The organism is Aerococcus viridans (assembly GCF_001543285.1).
Classification (GTDB): Bacteria; Bacillota; Bacilli; order Lactobacillales; family Aerococcaceae; genus Aerococcus; species Aerococcus viridans.
Window position 1 is genome coordinate 648472 of the sequence record NZ_CP014164.1, and the last position, 17753, is coordinate 666224.

The following is a 17753-nucleotide window of genomic DNA, read 5'->3' on the forward strand; positions in this document are numbered from 1 at the left end:
TATGGCTGACAACAACCAAATGAAAAATGTGGGGGACTCCTTAAAACAGCAGTTCAACCGCAACCCCATGTTCAAAGAGCGACAAGCAAAAATCGAAGGCATTGTTCAAAGTGATCCAGATGTCCAGGCTTTTCTTGCCAAACATCAGTTAACCTTTGAAGATGAAATCGTGAAGAAATCATTTTCAAAATTATATGAGTTTGCGCGCGAGAACGGTAACGATGCTTTGGGCCAAAAGAAATTCGTCCAATATGCGCCAAATTTGATTATGAACGTGAACTTTATCGATGTGGATTATCATCCAACTGAAGCCTTTATCCAACAACAAGAGGCCGAAGAATTGAACAAGCGGGTGACTATGGTCTCTATGCCGAAAAGTCTGCGGTCAGCTTCTTTTGAAAAGATGACGAAAGATGACTATCAAGACCGATTTGAAGCGATTCAAAAGAGTCTACAATTTATTTCAGCCTATACCAGTAAGCCAAATGCCTATCATAAGGGTTTGTACCTACATGGGCAATTTGGGGTTGGGAAAACCCATATCCTGGCTGCTTTAGTCAATACTTTGGCTGAGCATGGGGTCAAATCTACCTTGGTACATTACCCGGAATTGTTAGTAGATCTGAAATCACGTATCCGGACCAATACTGTTGACCAAAGAGTCAATGAAATTAAGCAGGCGCAAGTGCTAGTGTTAGATGATATTGGTGCTGAATCTAATAGTGAATGGGTCCGCGATGATGTGCTGGGTGTTATTTTGCAATATCGGATGCAAGAGCAGTTATCGACATTCTTTACCTCTAATTTCTCAATGGCTGAGTTGGAAGAATTTCTAACGACTACTAGAGAAGGGGTAGATGTGGCAAAATCAGCTCGTATCATGGAAAGAATCAAGTATTTAAGTGAAGAAATTACAGTTGGAGGTAGAGACCGTCGTAACGGTTAATACCTTCTTTTTTATTGCCATTTTCACAGCAAAATATTTGTACACTTAACTTTAAAATGATAAGCTATACTTATATCATATATAGAAGCTAGATGAAGGAGGTGAGTGAATGGGTGGATTGAGAAGGTTCCTTCAAATCCTATTTTCACTCTTAGTTTTATTAGCGGTAGTGGCAACAGCTGCAGTCATTTATCCAATACCATACGTAAGTGACTTTGTTGACCAATATATTGTGTCTAATCAAATATTAGTGAATACGGTCATTGTGCTATTGGCACTTGCATTTATTTATTTTGCGGTTGCTTTAATTTGGGCATTGGTCGCACCAGCAAAATCACGTACCTTGAAAGTAGCTAATGACTTTGGTGAGGTGAAAGTAAACCGTGATACAGTTGTACATGCGGTACACCAAGAGTTATTAGACGTGAAAGAAGCATCTAACAAAAATGTTACGGTGAAATTTGGTCGTAAGCCAGAAAACACAAAAGTAGCGGTTGATTACGCTGTAGATAAAAACCAAGCGGTTCAAGCAACTTCTGATCGCATCGCAGAAAAAGCCAAACTTGGAGCAGAACGCGTTTTAGGGACAAATGTTCAAAATGTAAAAGTATCTGCCGCACCGTATGATGCGAACCGTGTAAGCCAACAGGGGCGCGGTCAAAACCAGGCGCGTGTTAGATAATCTTGTTCGAATAGGACCGAATGTTGATAGGAGGCACAGAGCATATGAAACAACCACCACGTAGCTGGTATCCATATAGAAATCGTATTATTGGCGGATTGATTGCATTCATTTTTGGTTTACTGTGGATGTGGTTAGGTTTTGGACCTGCCTTATTCATCCTAGTATTCTCAGTAATTGGATACATTGCAGGGGCATATTTTGATGGGCAAATTGACTTAGAAAGCTGGTTCTCATTTTTCAATTTTTAGCATCATATTGTTTGAGTTAAGTAGATGGATTTGCTATGATATTGACAACTTATTGGTTATATAATTTAAAAATAAAAGAAATGGGGTATTTTACATGTCAGAAAACGTAAAACACACAAATGATTTAACTTTTGAAAACCGTGTATTAGAAAAAATTGCTTTCTATACAGTTCAAAACATTGATGGGATTCTAGAGTTAAAAGGTAACTTTACTTCAGGAATTATGAACTTCTTCTCTAATGGCGAAGACGAAACTAAAGGTGTTAGCGCCGAAGTTGGTAAAAAAGAAGTAGCGTTAGACCTTGAAGTGATTGCCGAATATGGCAAAGATATTCCAGCCACTTTTGACAAAGTGACTAAAGCAGTGAAAGAAAACGTTCAACAAATGACCGGTTTAACAGTTGTTGAAGTGAACATGAACGTAAACGACGTGTTAACACGGGCTGAGTATGAACGTGACCAAAACGAACAAAAACGTGCAGCTGAACAACAACGTCGTCAAGTAAACCAAAGTGGCCAATACACTGATGGTTCACGCGTACAATAAGTTTCACCAGAAGGAGGCGGGTTTACACACGTCTCTTTTTCCTTGAAATCGCCTATGTGAAACGGTTTCTTATGATTTTTGTTTGACAATTATAGGCTCGATGCTTATACTTATTTTGAAATCAGATAACTATATCGATGATAAGAGACAAGCTTTAGGATTGGACATTAGGGACAAGTTGGTTAGTGAGAAACTTGCAAGATCATATAGCGAACCACTCTTTAGATCGCACCGAAACAGATGGCATTATGCACATGTGATAAGGTGTACGGGTTGTCCCCATTATCAGCAATTGAGGATAAGATATGCTCTGCATATATTATCGAACTTGGGTGGAACCACGCATATTGTTTATTAGCGTCCCATTCTAGTCTTTTAGGCTAGGATGGGGCTTTTTTATTTTTCAAAAGGAAAAAGGAGGAAAAACATGATTGACTTAGTATTCCCAGATGGGGCTAAAAAATCATTTGAAGCAGGCGTTACTGGTCGTGACGTTGCTGCATCAATTAGTAACTCATTAGCAAAACGCGCATTAGCGGCTAAAATTGACGGTGAATTGGTGGACTTAAATGCCCCAATTAATGAAGGTGGCGCGATTGAAATCGTTGACCCTAAACATGAAGATGCATTAGGTATCTTACGTCACTCAACTGCTCATTTGATGGCACAAGCGATGAAACGTTTGTATCCAGGCATTAAATTTGGTGTCGGTCCAGCCATTGAAACAGGTTATTATTATGATACGGACCAAGAAAAACAAATTACTGAAGAAGATCTACCAGTAATTGAAGCTGAAATGGCTAAAATTGTAAAAGAGAATTATCCAATTGAACGTCGTGAAGTGACACGTGCTGAAGCAAATGAAATCTTTGCGGATGATGAATATAAATTGGAAATCATCGCAGATTTACCAGAAGATGAAACGTTAACAGTATACTCACAAGGTGAATTCACTGACCTTTGTCGTGGAATCCATGTACCATCAACTGGTTACATTAAAGAATTCAAACTATTATCTGTTGCCGGTGCATACTGGAGAGGTAACTCAGATAACAAAATGATGCAACGTGTTTACGGTACAGCATTCTTCGAGAAACGTGACTTGAAAGAATTCATCAAACAACGTGAGGAAGCTAAAGAACGTGACCACCGTAAATTAGGAAAAGAATTAGATATCTTCATGGTAAATCCTGAAGTTGGTTCTGGTTTACCATTCTGGTTACCAAAAGGTGCTACAATCCGTCGTATTATTGAACGTTATATCATAGACAAAGAAGTTTCTTTAGGTTACGAGCATGTGTATACACCAATTATGGCAGATGTTGAATTATATAAAACTTCTGGTCACTGGGACCACTACCATGAAGATATGTTCCCACCAATGGATATGGGTGACGGTGAACAATTAGTTTTACGTCCAATGAACTGCCCACATCACATGATGGTTTATAAAAATGATATTCACTCATATCGTGAATTCCCAGTTCGAATTGCGGAATTAGGTATGATGCACCGTTACGAAAAATCTGGCGCCTTATCTGGTTTACAACGTGTACGTGAAATGACTTTAAATGACGCACATATCTTTGTACGTCCAGACCAAATTAAAGAAGAATTCACACGTGTAATTGAATTAATCAAACAAGTTTATGATGACTTTAATATTACAGACTACCGTTTCCGTTTATCTTACCGTGATCCAAACAATACTGATAAATACTTTGATGATGACGAGATGTGGGAAAAAGCACAAGCAATGCTTAAAGAAGCAATGGATGACTTAGGTTTAGAATATTTTGAAGCCATTGGTGAAGCAGCGTTCTACGGTCCTAAATTAGACGTTCAAATGAAAACTGCTTTAGGTAATGAAGAAACAATGTCTACTGTTCAATTAGACTTCTTATTACCAGAACGTTTTGACCTAACTTATGTTGGTCAAGATGGCCAAGATACTCATCGTCCAGTGGTTATCCACCGTGGTGTCGTTTCAACAATGGAACGTTTCGTTGCTTACTTAATTGAAGAATATAAAGGGGCATTCCCAACTTGGTTAGCACCAGTTCAAGCTAAATTAATTCCAGTAAACGATGAAGCACACGGCGAACATGTTGAAGAAATTCGTCGTCGAATGAAGGCTGCTGGTATGCGTGTTGAAGTGGATAATCGTAACGAAAAAATGGGTTACAAGATCCGTGAAGCACAAACACAAAAAATCCCATACCAATTGGTATTTGGTGACAACGAAATCGCTGAAAACACAGTAACAGTACGGCGCTATGGTTCAAAAGAAACACTATCAATGCCGTTTGATGAATTCTTAGCGCAATTAGAACAAGACATCAAAGAATATAAATAAAGGGTGCGAGCCCCGACGCTAAGAAAGGAACCGTTGGAAGATGAAGACAGTAGATGACACAGTCAGCTACAACTTCATCTGAAACGCAGTCCTTTCTGGAGGGACGAACCCGACTAAAGGGTGTAAGAGAGACCGCTAAGCTCAACAACACTGGAAGAATAGTGCCGTATCATACAAAGTGTGATGCAAACTATTCTGAAGTGGACTTTAGCTGGTCGAGCGCACCCGACTAAACAGGGTGCGAGCCCCGACGCCCTACTTATATAAAGGCAAAAAACGCCGATAACACTAGTTATTGGCGTTTTTTACTATGCACAAATATTAGAGAGATTGAATTTTCACCCAATCTCTCTAATATTTCTATAAATATAATTCCCCGGCTTGTAATACGGGCTCTAAGTGACCTAATGGAATGGTTGCCATACTTGGGCGTAAGGTTCCTTTATTTTCATCGCGTCCTTGGATTACCAATTTGGCGTTGTCTTGACGGTAAATGTTGATCCCTTTAACGATTAATTGTTGGGTTTGGTCGCCAGAATAACGGTTGAACAATACCGCTAGCTTAACGAAAGGTAATTGGGTCATCATTGGGTAGTCACCCATAGAGTCTCCAAATACCAAAGCTGGTTGCTTGCCGTGTTCGGCTACCATAAAATTTTTAATTACTTCTACTTTTCCTAAGCCCTTAGTGATAAAAGTACCTTCTTCCAGACGGGAATCCATAATGTCATTTTCATCCACATCATAGCACTGACCGAAAACTTGGCTTTTGTCTAAGTTGAATGGTGCTTCAGTGACCACTGAACGCACCAAGTCAATTGGACTAGCGGTAATGACATAAATGGTGATGTTGTTGTCTTTAAGCACTTGCCATAAGTGAATAATTTCATCTGGGATACGAATCCCTTGTTCGAAAGAGGCTTCTACTTTTCCGACCTTGCTCTTAATATGTGGGCTAGAAAATAGTCGGCGTAAGGCGATTGGTTTAGCCAAGGCATCTTGGAATACAGCTACAGATAAGGCTTTGAATTCTTCAACAGTATAGCCTTTAAACCAGTAAATCGGTGAATTTTTGCCAGGTGTTCTTTGGAATTCACTACCTGCTAGTTGGTAGAACAAACGCAATTTCGCCGCAAATTCGGTGAATTGGGTTAATTCCTTTATTTGTTCTAGTGGCAATCGTTCGCTCTCATCTAAGGCAATATAGTCGGTATATAAGACTTGGTACTGTGCGATGATATCGTCCGCCAAATCAGTGTAAGTTGCCATATTTTGTGAATTTGGGAAAATAGGTTGGTTGAAATTCATCGGGCCAGTAGTTAAGACGTCATAGAATTCATCGGGTGTCATTTTGTAGGCCAAGTGATCAATCATGTACATCATCAGATGGTCTTCAATATCGTGCATGATTGTAGTGTTGTCAAAATCAAATACAGCGTATGCAGTATCTTGCTTACTGACACTTGCTTCTGAAGCTGATTCACGAATCACTGTATTCAAACGTTGAATAACAAAGGGGTCCCATTTTTGTTGGTTGATATTTAAAGGCATAAGAATCTCCTCGCATGTTTATAAATAAATTGATTTATCACTAACTTACATCACATTATAAAGTAAGCCTAATAATTTCATGTAAAATCTAAGTCATAATTAAGTAAATAAAATCTTTATCTGAAGTCGCACTGTGGTTCGTGGTGGTTATAGACACCAATCGTCTCCAGAAATGATTCAATTGTAGTTGTCCCGACAAATTTAAACCCGTGTTTCTTCAATAATCTCATCAAAGCTTTATTGATTTCGTCCTCATTTCCGTCAAATTCGACCACCAATTGTTGTGCTGTTTGGTAGATGAAGTCTCTAAAACTTGGAAAATGAGTATCCTCCTCGATTGCTAGCGCACACTTGGCGTTATTTATCATAGCTTGGATTTTTTGGCGGTGACGAATGATCCCTTCATCAAGCATAAGCCGGTCAACATCAGTTTCATTAAACTTGGCCAAGGCCTCCATGTCAAAATCAGCAAAAGCTGCTCTTAGCGCAGACCGCTTTTTCAGGATAATCGCCCAGGATAAACCGGCCTGCATAGATTCCAAACACAGGGCCTCAAATACTTCTTGGTCAGTGGTTTTACCTTGCCCCCATTCTTTGTCATGATAAGCGATCATGTCTGGGGTATTGGCAAATTGACAGCGTGTAACCATGGAAAAACTCCTTCACCTTGCAAGAATCGCTAGGATTTTTTAGTGTGTCCAAATTATAGCAAATTTAATGTGTTTTTAATAGTTGAGTTCGTAATTAACGATTACTTATGATTAAAGTAAGGTATTATCAATATCATGAAACCTCCACTATACTGAAGTTGTGAAAAGAAAATAATTTGATATGGGGGAAGGGTTTATGAAGCATTTTGTGAAGTTGGGGTTGTTGAGTTTATCGGCAACAGTATTGGCAGCTTGTTCTAGTGATAGTAGTGAGGAAATAACGATTCGGGTCGCGACGTCACCCGGTCCTTATAGTGAGTTATTTTTAGACCAAGTGGCGCCAAAGCTAGAAGAAGAGGGTTATACAGTTGAAGAAATTGAGTTTACGGATGTGCGGTCAGTGGATGTTGCCTTACAAGAAGGGTCAGTAGACTTAAATGTTGACCAGCATTCCTTGTATTTAGCTAACTTCAATGAAGAAGCGGGTGCAGAACTGACGGCTGTGACACCGGTACCGACTGTGCCAGCAGGTCTGTTCCCAGGTACAAAGGATGATTTGGTTGCTGTCTCAAGCGGTGACCGCGTGGGTATCCCGGATGATCCGTCAAATTATACAAGAGCTTTACTCGTTTTAGAAAAAGCGGGTTGGATCAAATTAAATGAGGATGCCAACCTTGAGAGTTTAACGGTTGATGATATCTCAGAAAATACGGCGGGCATTGAAATTGTACCAATGCAATCAGCGACCATCCCAAGAACCTTGGAAGATTTAGCCTACGCCATTATTCCTGGTTCAATCGCTTATGACGCGGGCGTTGACTTCTCAACTATGTTATTAGCAGAGGATGTGCGTGAGGACTTGCTACTGCAAGCTGTGGTTTCCAATCCTGAAACGGTGGAAGAAGAGTGGGTGCAAGCAGTCGTAGATATTTACAATTCGGATGAGTTCCAATCACAAATTGAAGAAATCAATCATAATTCTGATGAAACTTACTGGATCATTCCAGATTAAGAAATCCGAAAGAAAGTGTGTATATTTATAGAGAACGTTTACATTACTAGATCATTTCCTATATGATAGGGGTATCAAGAGAATAGGAGTGATGTACATGGTGGAAGTTTACACAAACTACTGGGAAAATCGGCGCGATGGTGTTCGAAAGGAACATGGATCATACGCTAGCGAAGAAGCGGCCTTTGAGGGGATTCAAAGTTGGTGGACACTTCATCAAGAAAAGTATACCGATGTGAATAAACGACGGACCAATTCAGGTGCCCTAGAAATTACATATGGTGATGACAATTACTACTATCGTATTGAGAAACGGCATTTGGACAAGTTACCATCGACTAAATGTAAGTTGAGAAGTCCTGGTGAGATTGACAGTAAACGTAAACTGGCGCAATTAGATGAGGAAACCTTTCTATTTGAAGAATTAGCAGAACCTTATCGAGACCTGCTACTTGTTGCAATGGGGGACGGCCAGCGGGTCAAGGACTTTATCTACGATGAAAAAGGTCGACCGATTCGCGAGCTGACTAAAGTATAAAATTTAAAATAATTGATTGACAAAGAGATTACAGGGTGTTATGATATTGAGGTTGAGAAAAGAAGCAGAAACACCCGTTTCTCACCTGAGTTGACAAGTTACGTCCTCGGGTTGATAGATATTCAGTTCACACAGACTCGATCTGTGTGCTTAATACGACGGGTAGTGATTGTGCTATCCGTCGTTTTTTTCTATGTGAAATTTCTCTTTCATACAGATATATGCAATCTTGCAGAAAAATTTCTTTTTATACAGCATCAATGGAGGTGTATTACTATCGCAAAAGATATGTTCGTAAATGAAAATATCCGTGCACGTGAACTTCGTGTAATTGATTCTGAAGGTGAACAATTAGGTGTGTTAAGTAAAGACGAGGCTTTAGATAAAGCTGAACAAGTTGAACTTGACTTAGTACTAGTATCACCAAACGCAAAACCACCAGTTGCCCGTATTATGGATTACGGTAAATACCGTTATGAGCAACAACGGAAAGAGCGTGAACAACGTCAAAATCAAAAACAAGTCAGTCTGAAGGAAGTACGTTTATCTCCTACGATTGAACAAAATGATTTCGACACAAAATTGCGTCAAGCTCGCAAGTTCCTTGAAAAAGGTGACAAAGTGAAAGCTTCAATTCGTTTCCGTGGACGTGCTATTACGCACAAAGAAATCGGTCGCGAAGTGCTAGAACGCTTTGCAGAAGAGCTTAAAGATGTTGCAGAAGTTGAACAAAGACCAAAAATGGAAGGACGTTCAATGTTCCTTCAAATGGCACCAACTGCTGACAAATAATTGAACACTTTTAGGAGGAAAAAACATGCCAAAACAAAAAACTCACCGCGCTTCAGTTAAACGTTTCAAAAAGACTGCTTCAGGTAAACTAAAACGTAGTCATTCAGAACGTTCTCACCGTTTCCACGGTAAAACTAAAAAACAACGTCGTCAACATAAACAAGCGACTACAGTTCATTCAACAGATATTAAACGTATCTCACAAATGATGGACACTTACAAATAAGATTATCTAAGCGTTCAGTCATGGACTGAACAGTACCAAAAGGAGGAAATTAAATGGCTCGAGTTAAAGGTGGAACAGTAACACGTCGTCGTCGTAAAAAATATCTTAAGTTATCAAAAGGTTACTTCGGTGCGAAGTCTAAATTATATAAAACAGCTAAACAAGCTGTAATGAAATCTTACACTTACGCATACCGTGACCGTCGTCAAAAGAAACGTGACTTCCGTCGTCTATGGATTACACGTATTAATGCAGCTGCTCGTATGAATGGAATGAGCTACAGCACATTAATCAATGGCTTAAAAGTTGCTAACATCGACATGAACCGTAAAATGTTAGCTGAATTAGCAGTTAACGATGCTGATGCATTTGCAGCTATCTGCGAACAAGCGAAAGCAGCTTTAAACAAATAAATCAGACAATCAAAGTCCACGTAGCACCAGCTTTTAGCGAGTGCCTACTGGACTTTTTTGTTTATGAACTCAAAATGTTTTGGTGTTCTATTTATACTATCAAGGGTTATTAAATATTCGTATTATCCAAAGCACAGAATACTTGATAAGATATGTGTTAGAAATAGCTGTGGTCCATTGTTCCAAAAAATGAATCATGAATATTAGGGGATGATAGAAAATGCTATTGCCTAGTGGCGGATTCAATCAAGATTAAGCTAAAGTAAGTCATCTTATGATAGAATGAAGCGATAGCGTCAAAAGGAAAAATTTATAAGTTAATGTAGAGGTGAAGCAGATGTCAATTATCGACTTAAAAGACGTCGCGGTAAAATTTGATACACCAAATGGTACCGTTGATGCAGTAAAAGATGTCAATATTTCAATCGATGAGGGCGAAATATTTGGCGTGATTGGTTACTCTGGTGCGGGTAAATCCACACTGGTTCGTACCATCAACCGCTTGCAACCAGTAACTTCTGGGCAAGTAATTGTAAATGATAAAGAAATCAATGCCTTATCAGAAGCAGAACTACGTGCTTCTCGTAAGAAAATTGGGATGATCTTCCAACACTTTAATTTAATGAATGCGAGAACGGTTGAGGGCAATGTCCTTTTCCCATTGAAGGATTCTAAATTATCTAAGGAAGAGAAAAAACAGAAAGTACATGAGTTGTTAGAATTAGTTGGATTAGCTGACCGTAAAGATGCTTACCCAAGCCAACTATCTGGCGGACAGAAACAACGTGTAGCGATTGCGAGAGCCTTGGCTAACGACCCAGATGTTTTATTATGTGACGAGGCGACTTCTGCCTTAGACCCTAAAACAACATCTTCAATCCTTGAACTGTTGAAAGAGTTGAATGAACGCTTAAACTTAACAATCGTCATCATTACTCATGAAATGCACGTTATCAAAGAAATTTGTAACCGTGTGGCGGTAATGGAACATGGTGTGGTTGTTGAACAAGATACGATTTTCAATATCTTCAGAAACCCACAACAAAAATTGACCAAAGACTTTATCGAGTCTGCGTCACCAATAGAAAAGGGTATTCAAGAAGTTTTAAGCAAACCAGAATTATTGAATATTCACCCAGCTGACCGCGTAATCCGCGTGACTTTCTCAGGTGCTTCAACTGGGGACCCATTAATTTCTAAATTAACAGAGCAATTCCAAGTGAAAGCCAATATCTTATTCGGTAATATTGAAATTTTACAAAATATTCCAGTGGGCACCTTGCTACTAAGCCTAAGTGGTGAAGATGCAAAAGTACAAGAAGCCATTGACTTTATTATTTACGAAGGTATCACTTTAGAAGAATACAAAATCGAAGGCGACCACTATATTCAAGAGGAGGTTGATGCATAATGAATTTTATCGAAAGTATCTTACCAAATGCAGCAAGCATTCCTGATGAATTTCTAGAAGCAACAATTGAAACACTTTATATGACACTTTGGACTGCAGGACTTGGGTTTGCTCTTGGTCTTGGACTAGGTGTTTGGTTAGTCTTAACCCAACCTAAAGGGTTAAAAGCTAACGCAGCCGTTTACGGTGTCTTAGACAAGTTTGTGAATATTTTCCGGTCTATTCCATTCGTTATTATGATTGCTTTACTTGTGAATATCACAAGATTAATTGCTGGTACTTCAATTGGTACAACTGCAGCAATCGTGCCATTAGTCGTAGCAACTGTGCCATTCTATGCCCGTCAGATTCAAAATGCCTTGGTTGAGGTAAACCCCGGTGTTATCGAAGCGGCACAAGCAATGGGTTTGTCTACTGGAGATATTGTCTTCAGAGTTTACTTAAAAGAAGCCTTACCAGGTATTATCCGTGTATCTGCATTGTCCATTATCAATGTAATCGGATTAACAGCTATGGCCGGAACTATCGGTGGTGGTGGTCTTGGTAACTTGGCTATCACACGTGGTTATAACCGATTCCAAACAGATGTAACGATTATTTCTACAATCATTATCCTAATTATTGTCTTTATTTCTCAAGCTATCGCTGATCGCTTGGTGAAAAAAGTAGAGCACTAAAATTCTGTCACTAAATCAAATTCTGGAGGAGAATTATAATGAATAACAAATTTAAATTATCTGCAACAATCTTTGCTTCAATTATTGCTTTAGCTGCTTGTGGTACAACTGGTAATGAAAGTGAATCAGCTGCATCTGAATCTGCAACTGAAGAACAAGCTGAATACACTGTTGGTGTCGTTGGTGATACTGAACGTTTAGTGTGGGAAGACGTTGCTGAACGTTTAGTAGACGAAGGCATTACTTTAAATGTTGAAACCTTTACTGACTATGTAACACCAAACACTGCTTTAGTAGATGGTTCCTTAGATTTAAATGCCTTCCAACATTTAGCTTACCTAGCTGAATTTGTGGCATCAAACAATGCTGACTTACAGCCAGTTGGTTATACTTATATCTCTCCAATGGGTGCTTACTCAGAATCATTAGAAAGCATCGATGACTTAGCTGATGGTGGTACAGTTGTTATCCCTAACGACGTGACTAACGCTGGTCGTGCTTTATTACTATTAGAATTAGCAGGCGTAATTGAAGTTGACGATGCTGCTGGTATTACCCCAAGCGTTGAAGACATCACTGCTAACCCTAAAAACATTGAAATTACTGAAGTTGATGCCGCTCAAGTACCTCGTTCGCTTGCTGATGCTGATTTAGTAGTTGCTAACACAAACTACGCAGTCGATGCTGGTTTAGTACCTGAAGAAGATGCGATTTTCTTAGATGCTGATGACTTGGGTTCATTAGGTGCACAATACAAAAATGCTGTTGTTGTGAAAACTGAAGATGCCGAAAACGAAGACATCCAAACAATTGTAGAAGCTTACCAATCTGACGAAACTGCGGCTAAAATTGACGAAGTAACATCAGGTGCTGACCAACCAGCTTGGACAGACAACGATGACATCGCTGGTGACTTTGAAGAAGTTGTAAACCAAAGCCAACCAGCTGAATAAGCAATTCAATTTATATTGGGAGGAGGAAATTGAATGAATAAGAAAGTAAAAGTTTCAGCTACTTTATTGGCTTCAGTGTTTGCTTTAGCCGCTTGTGGTAATGGTGGGGCTACTGAATCAGATTCTGCAGCCTCAAGTGAAGCAGTCAACACAGAAGAAACTTCTGAATATACGATTGGTGTTGTGGGCTCCGCAGCTCATGATGTTTGGGATGACGTAGCAAGTCGTTTAGAAGATGAAGGTATTCAACTGAATATTGAAGAATTTTCTGAATATACTACCCCAAACAATGCGCTTGCAGATGGGTCACTAGATTTAAATGCTTTCCAGCATTTAGCTTTCTTAGCTGACTATGTAAATGCAAACAATGCTGACTTACAACCGATTGGCTATACATTCATTTCACCAATGGGGGCCTACTCAGATGTTGTTGAAAATATTGACGATTTAGCAGATGGTGCTTCAGTTGTCATTCCAAATGATGTGACAAATGGTGGTCGTGCCCTACAATTATTAGCCTTAGCTGGTCTAGTTGAATTAGATGACGCTGCGGGCATATCACCAACAGTAAGTGATATTACTGCTAACGATAAAAACTTAAACATTACTGAAGTGGATGCAGCTCAGGTTCCGCGATCTCTTGCGGACGCTGACTTGGTGGTTTCAAATACCAACTATGCAGTGGATGCTGGATTGAATCCTTCTGTTGATGCCATTTTTGTGGATACTGACAACTTAGATGATGTTGGTGCGCAATACAAAAATGCGATTGTTATCAGAGCTGAAGATGCAGAAAATGAAGACTTCCAAAAAATCGTGGAAGCATATCAATCTGAAGAAACGGCCACAGTAATGGATGAAGTAACGTTAGGCGCTGACAAACCGGCATGGTCAGATAATGACGATGTTGCAGGTGAATTCGCTAAGGTGTTAGAACAAACTAACTAATTCATTTTTTTGGTAATATGGGCTTGATTAGAAATCCTGAAACGTGGGAAATGGGTTATTACCTGTTTTCCACGTTTTTATATTAAGGGTCTCCGACTTTTGGTGTGGATGAGAAATCATTCAAACCTATTTTGTATAAAAACACAAAAAGACATATGAATATTTCCTATGCTAAAATTTAAGCGTCTAAACCAAAATTAGAAAGGAAATTCATATGTCTCAGAACGATAATATCAGACTTTTACTAAACATTAAGGATACTAACATCACATTTAACGAAGAAAATTGGATTCAAGAGCGTAATATTAAAGGAATAAATGTAAAAGTTTTTACTGGCACGTTAACCTACAAGCCCAAGGCTTGCCCTAAATGTGGTTGTGTAAATGACCATTCTATCGTTAAAGATGGGTTTATGACGTCCAGGATCACGTGGTTACGCCAATCCAATACACCAACCTATCTAGAGCTTAAGAAGCAACGCTTCTGGTGTCATGAATGCGATGAGCGCTTCATTGCTCATACCAGTGAGGTTGCACGTAATTGTCATATCGCTAAACAAGTGAAGCAATCTGTTTTAGTTGAGGCTGCAGATACGATTTCAAACAAGGATCTCGCTCGTAGGCACTGTATCTCAGATAATACTAGTAGACGAATTATTAATCGCTTTATGGATGACTATTTTCGTCGCAATCGCACAAAACTAGCGAAACACATGTGCTTCGATGAGATCAAATCTACAAAACAAGCTGACAATCAAATGAGTTTTATTTTTAGTAATGAGGAGACTCATGAAGTTCTTGGTATACTGCCCACTCGACAACTATACAAATTAAGAGAATACTTCCGCCAATTTAGTTTAAAAGAGCGCTCTGCTGTTGAAACCATTGTTGTTGATATGAATGCGCCTTATATGACTTTGGTTAGAGAAATGTTTCCAAACGCCAAAGTAATTATTGATCGTTTTCATATCATTCAATTGATTTCACGTTCTTTAAACAAAACGAGAGTTCAAGTAATGAATACTTTCAATATAAATAGAAATAATGGTGAAGATAAAAAAGAGTATCGCAAGCTGAAAAGTTTTTGGAAGCTTATCCTAAAGGATTTCAACGAAGTTGATTTTATAAATTATAGAAAACAACGTTTATTTAAAGGGAAAATGGTTTGTGATATGGATATTCTTGATCATCTACTTTCTTTAGATGAGGATTTAACGGAAAATTACTGGGTATATCAAGCTTTACTAGAGGCTTCTAAAGAAAATAATATCGAAATGTTTCATGAGACTATTACTGCAGAACGTCACCAAAATATCAGTAAATATATGCAAACCTCACTGAACACATTATTGAAGAATATAGCGTTTATCGCAAACACCTTCCATTACAAGACTAGATCAAACGCTAGTCTAGAAGGAAAAAATAATCGTATCAAAGTCATAAAACGTGTATCCTATGGATATCGAAATTTTTTCAATTTCAGAAATAGGGTGATGATTAGTTTCATTTTAAAACCGGGCAAGCCCGCTTCCCTTAATTAAATAAACATGATACATCCCGCTCGCTATGTTCAAAGAAAAAAACTGCAAGTGTACGTCCTTAGCCGTGAAAAAGCATGATATCGAGACCTTGGCTCGATATCAAGGCAGAGAGACCTTGGCTCTCGCCGGTGTCACGGCTCTTAAGGAACGTACACAGCAGTTCAAAGGACAAAAAAGATAGTTCTTCTTTTATCAAATCTCATTTAAAATAAAATAAAAAAGAAACTCAAATCCATATAAAATGAATTTAAGTTTCTTGCTTAAATTAAGCTATCCACATTAAATGTCGAAGAGCCTATATTAAGTGGTCTTTCAAAGCACACCAGCTGAATAATTTGCAATTATAGCTATACGGCGGCAAAGCAAGCACAGGAAAAAGCTAATTATTTTTGGAAAATGGTTTTTTTAAATGGCAATTATCGCAAAAATTAAATTTATTTCATTATCTCTTTTTAGTAATATTCTATCTATGATTTAAAGATTCAATCTGATAAAATAAGTTGAATTTATTCAAAGTAAAAAGTGAACTTAGGAGAAGACATGAATGAGTCATATTAATATGGGATTAGCGCTTCGCGAATCAGTTGAGAGCGATATGGCGCAATTAACTGGGATGCTTGAAGACGCGATTGCTTTACTTGCAATGAATAATATAGATCAATGGCAAAACGGTACGATATCCAACGAAGATCTATTAGATGCGATTATGCATGACCAAGGCTTTGTCTGGGAGCAACGCGATACCACAGGAATTGCAGGCTTCTGTGTCTTGGATACTTACGATGAACCATACGAAAACCTTGCTGAAGGTGAATGGACTGTAAAGGGCCCTTATTTGTCGATTCACCGGGTCATGGTTTCCCAACATTTACGTGGTCGTAAAGTCACTTCACAAATGTTTTTAGATATCAAAAAAATGGGGATAGTCAATAACATTACCTCATTACGAATTGATACCCATCCAGACAATGTCATGATGCAGAAAACCTTGAAATGCAACGGTTTTGTTAGAACAGGTTTACTTTATATGCCATCAGGTAGTCCGCGCTACACTTATGAATTTGACTTATCCCAATTTTAGACTAAAATAATGGCTATAACATATCAAAATATAGTCTAGGATAGAGAGGTAGTAAGTTATGTATTATGTAAAAAATGAACGTAACGGTGAAGAGATTTTTGACCCAACTGTTAACTTGGCGATTGAATATTTTCTATTGAACGAGAAGAAGTTAGATGAACCCATCTTGCTTTTCTATATCAATGAACCTTCGATTATTATTGGTAAGAATCAAAATACCCATGTTGAGATTAATGAGCCTTATGTGAAAGAACACAATGTCCACGTTGTCCGTCGTTTTTCTGGTGGAGGGGCGGTGTACCACGATTTAGGGAACATTTGCTTCTGTTTCATCACTAATGATGACGGCAACTCATTTAGGGACTTTAAGAAATTTACCGAGCCTATTATTGAATCTCTTGGCAAAATGGGTGTTGAAGGGGCTGAACTTAGGGGCCGTAATGACCTTGTAATCGGTGATCAAAAGTTCTCTGGTAATGCCATGTATTCTAAAAATAATCGAATGACAGCACATGGCACTTTGATGTTTGATGTCGATATTGACGAAACAACGAAAGTATTGAAACCCAAAGCCGCTAAATTAAATGCAAAAGGGGTTAAATCAATCCGTTCTCGTGTAACCAATATCAAACCCCATATGGATGCTAACTCTCAAAATATGACCATATTCGACTTTAGAACAGCTTTATTACGTAATATATTCGATGTTGAAAATCTTGAAGACATCCAAGAATATGTCTTAACTGACGATGACTGGGCATGGATTGAAGACTTCCGTCAACAATATACCAATAATGATGATTGGAACTATGGAGCAAATCCGGACTTTGAAATCATCAGAGATGAAAGAACGCCTGCTGGCCAAATCGAATTCCAATTTAATATTTCAAAAGGTAAAATTAATGCATGTAAAATCTACGGTGACTTCTTTGGTTTAGGGGAAATTACTGACGTTGAAAATGCTTTGATTGGTCAAGAATATAGCCGTGAAAATTTAATCGATGTTTTTAAAAGCATTAACCTTAGAAACTACTTTGGTAACGTCACAGCTGAAGAATTAGCTGACCTAGCATCGCTATAACAATAAATATAATTGAGAGGCAAGGGTTCAAATGGATCCTTGCCTTTTCTTATTGAAGGCAAATTTTGCTACAAAAAAAACCAGCCAACCGATCTGGT

At 38.6% G+C, this 17753-nt stretch carries 19 protein-coding genes; 17 read left to right on the plus strand and 2 right to left on the minus strand.

Annotated elements, in window-relative coordinates:
- Position 1 precedes the first annotated feature (1 nt).
- The 5 genes from dnaI (at position 2) to thrS (ending at position 4782) form a co-directional block, all read left to right on the plus strand.
- Positions 2–946, plus strand: coding sequence for a primosomal protein DnaI (dnaI, locus tag AWM76_RS03170; protein WP_003142001.1), 945 nt, complete (start codon positions 2–4; stop codon positions 944–946).
- A 109-nt stretch (positions 947–1055) separates the two neighbouring features.
- Positions 1056–1628, plus strand: a complete 573-nt coding sequence (gene amaP, locus AWM76_RS03175; protein WP_003142002.1) for an alkaline shock response membrane anchor protein AmaP — start codon at positions 1056–1058, stop codon at positions 1626–1628.
- 44 nt (positions 1629–1672) lie between these two features.
- The gene (locus tag AWM76_RS03180) at positions 1673–1879 is read left to right on the plus strand and encodes a DUF2273 domain-containing protein (RefSeq protein ID WP_059349071.1); all 207 of its coding nucleotides are present in this window, start codon (positions 1673–1675) and stop codon (positions 1877–1879) included.
- Positions 1880–1973: 94 nt separating this feature from the next.
- Positions 1974–2426, plus strand: a complete 453-nt coding sequence (locus AWM76_RS03185) for an Asp23/Gls24 family envelope stress response protein (RefSeq protein WP_003142006.1) — start codon at positions 1974–1976, stop codon at positions 2424–2426.
- A 427-nt stretch (positions 2427–2853) separates the two neighbouring features.
- A complete protein-coding gene (thrS, locus tag AWM76_RS03190) occupies positions 2854–4782 on the plus strand; it encodes a threonine--tRNA ligase (RefSeq protein WP_039935182.1) in 1929 nt (642 codons plus the stop codon).
- A 360-nt stretch (positions 4783–5142) separates the two neighbouring features.
- On the opposite strand, the gene AWM76_RS03195 is transcribed toward thrS, so the two are convergent.
- A complete protein-coding gene (locus AWM76_RS03195) occupies positions 5143–6333 on the minus strand; it encodes an HAD family hydrolase (protein WP_003142010.1) in 1191 nt (396 codons plus the stop codon).
- A 116-nt stretch (positions 6334–6449) separates the two neighbouring features.
- Positions 6450–6983, minus strand: coding sequence for a DNA-3-methyladenine glycosylase I (locus AWM76_RS03200; protein WP_003142011.1), 534 nt, complete (start codon positions 6981–6983; stop codon positions 6450–6452).
- A gap of 196 nt (positions 6984–7179) precedes the next feature.
- Here AWM76_RS03200 and AWM76_RS03205 point away from each other — a divergent pair, with 196 nt between their 5' ends.
- From AWM76_RS03205 to AWM76_RS03260, 12 genes are all read left to right on the plus strand, one after another.
- Positions 7180–7995 carry a MetQ/NlpA family ABC transporter substrate-binding protein gene (locus tag AWM76_RS03205; protein ID WP_060779338.1) on the plus strand — a complete coding sequence of 272 codons (816 nt, stop codon included), beginning with the start codon at positions 7180–7182 and terminating at the stop codon, positions 7993–7995.
- Between the two features lie 97 nt (positions 7996–8092).
- Positions 8093–8533, plus strand: coding sequence for a hypothetical protein (locus AWM76_RS03210; RefSeq protein WP_003142014.1), 441 nt, complete (start codon positions 8093–8095; stop codon positions 8531–8533).
- A 270-nt stretch (positions 8534–8803) separates the two neighbouring features.
- On the plus strand, positions 8804–9325 hold the full coding sequence (gene infC, locus AWM76_RS03215; protein WP_081453827.1) for a translation initiation factor IF-3: 522 nt from the start codon (positions 8804–8806) through the stop codon (positions 9323–9325).
- A gap of 25 nt (positions 9326–9350) precedes the next feature.
- Positions 9351–9551 (plus strand): 50S ribosomal protein L35, encoded by a 201-nt coding sequence (gene rpmI / locus AWM76_RS03220; protein WP_003142016.1) that lies wholly within the window; start codon positions 9351–9353, stop codon positions 9549–9551.
- A 53-nt stretch (positions 9552–9604) separates the two neighbouring features.
- Positions 9605–9964, plus strand: a complete 360-nt coding sequence (gene rplT, locus AWM76_RS03225) for a 50S ribosomal protein L20 (RefSeq protein ID WP_003142018.1) — start codon at positions 9605–9607, stop codon at positions 9962–9964.
- Between the two features lie 337 nt (positions 9965–10301).
- Positions 10302–11375 (plus strand): methionine ABC transporter ATP-binding protein, encoded by a 1074-nt coding sequence (locus tag AWM76_RS03230; protein WP_003142019.1) that lies wholly within the window; start codon positions 10302–10304, stop codon positions 11373–11375.
- Positions 11372–12052: a methionine ABC transporter permease gene (locus AWM76_RS03235; RefSeq protein WP_378105895.1), complete on the plus strand. Its 681-nt coding sequence runs from the start codon at positions 11372–11374 to the stop codon at positions 12050–12052. The genes AWM76_RS03230 and AWM76_RS03235 overlap by 4 nt, the downstream gene beginning before the upstream one ends.
- A 38-nt stretch (positions 12053–12090) precedes the next feature.
- Complete coding sequence (locus AWM76_RS03240; protein ID WP_003142022.1) at positions 12091–13005, plus strand: MetQ/NlpA family ABC transporter substrate-binding protein; 915 nt, start codon at positions 12091–12093, stop codon at positions 13003–13005.
- A 33-nt stretch (positions 13006–13038) separates the two neighbouring features.
- Positions 13039–13953, plus strand: a complete 915-nt coding sequence (locus AWM76_RS03245; protein WP_003142024.1) for a MetQ/NlpA family ABC transporter substrate-binding protein — start codon at positions 13039–13041, stop codon at positions 13951–13953.
- Between the two features lie 214 nt (positions 13954–14167).
- Positions 14168–15493, plus strand: a complete 1326-nt coding sequence (locus AWM76_RS03250; RefSeq protein ID WP_060779308.1) for an ISL3 family transposase — start codon at positions 14168–14170, stop codon at positions 15491–15493.
- Between the two features lie 544 nt (positions 15494–16037).
- A complete protein-coding gene (locus AWM76_RS03255) occupies positions 16038–16574 on the plus strand; it encodes a GNAT family N-acetyltransferase (protein ID WP_003141392.1) in 537 nt (178 codons plus the stop codon).
- Positions 16575–16632: 58 nt separating this feature from the next.
- The gene (locus AWM76_RS03260) at positions 16633–17655 is read left to right on the plus strand and encodes a lipoate--protein ligase (RefSeq protein ID WP_003141391.1); all 1023 of its coding nucleotides are present in this window, start codon (positions 16633–16635) and stop codon (positions 17653–17655) included.
- Positions 17656–17753 lie beyond the last annotated feature (98 nt).

Coding starts and splice junctions, on each gene's coding strand:
- rpmI (WP_003142016.1), top strand. CDS start 9,351: ATGCCAAAACAAAAAACTCACCGCGCTTCAGTTAAACGTTTCAAAAAG.
- AWM76_RS03205 (WP_060779338.1), top strand. CDS start 7,180: ATGAAGCATTTTGTGAAGTTGGGGTTGTTGAGTTTATCGGCAACAGTA.
- AWM76_RS03200 (WP_003142011.1), bottom strand. CDS start 6,983: ATGGTTACACGCTGTCAATTTGCCAATACCCCAGACATGATCGCTTAT.
- AWM76_RS03255 (WP_003141392.1), top strand. CDS start 16,038: ATGAGTCATATTAATATGGGATTAGCGCTTCGCGAATCAGTTGAGAGC.
- AWM76_RS03260 (WP_003141391.1), top strand. CDS start 16,633: ATGTATTATGTAAAAAATGAACGTAACGGTGAAGAGATTTTTGACCCA.
- amaP (WP_003142002.1), top strand. CDS start 1,056: ATGGGTGGATTGAGAAGGTTCCTTCAAATCCTATTTTCACTCTTAGTT.
- dnaI (WP_003142001.1), top strand. CDS start 2: ATGGCTGACAACAACCAAATGAAAAATGTGGGGGACTCCTTAAAACAG.
- AWM76_RS03240 (WP_003142022.1), top strand. CDS start 12,091: ATGAATAACAAATTTAAATTATCTGCAACAATCTTTGCTTCAATTATT.
- AWM76_RS03185 (WP_003142006.1), top strand. CDS start 1,974: ATGTCAGAAAACGTAAAACACACAAATGATTTAACTTTTGAAAACCGT.
- AWM76_RS03180 (WP_059349071.1), top strand. CDS start 1,673: ATGAAACAACCACCACGTAGCTGGTATCCATATAGAAATCGTATTATT.
- rplT (WP_003142018.1), top strand. CDS start 9,605: ATGGCTCGAGTTAAAGGTGGAACAGTAACACGTCGTCGTCGTAAAAAA.
- AWM76_RS03230 (WP_003142019.1), top strand. CDS start 10,302: ATGTCAATTATCGACTTAAAAGACGTCGCGGTAAAATTTGATACACCA.
- AWM76_RS03250 (WP_060779308.1), top strand. CDS start 14,168: ATGTCTCAGAACGATAATATCAGACTTTTACTAAACATTAAGGATACT.
- AWM76_RS03210 (WP_003142014.1), top strand. CDS start 8,093: ATGGTGGAAGTTTACACAAACTACTGGGAAAATCGGCGCGATGGTGTT.
- thrS (WP_039935182.1), top strand. CDS start 2,854: ATGATTGACTTAGTATTCCCAGATGGGGCTAAAAAATCATTTGAAGCA.
- AWM76_RS03245 (WP_003142024.1), top strand. CDS start 13,039: ATGAATAAGAAAGTAAAAGTTTCAGCTACTTTATTGGCTTCAGTGTTT.
- AWM76_RS03195 (WP_003142010.1), bottom strand. CDS start 6,333: ATGCCTTTAAATATCAACCAACAAAAATGGGACCCCTTTGTTATTCAA.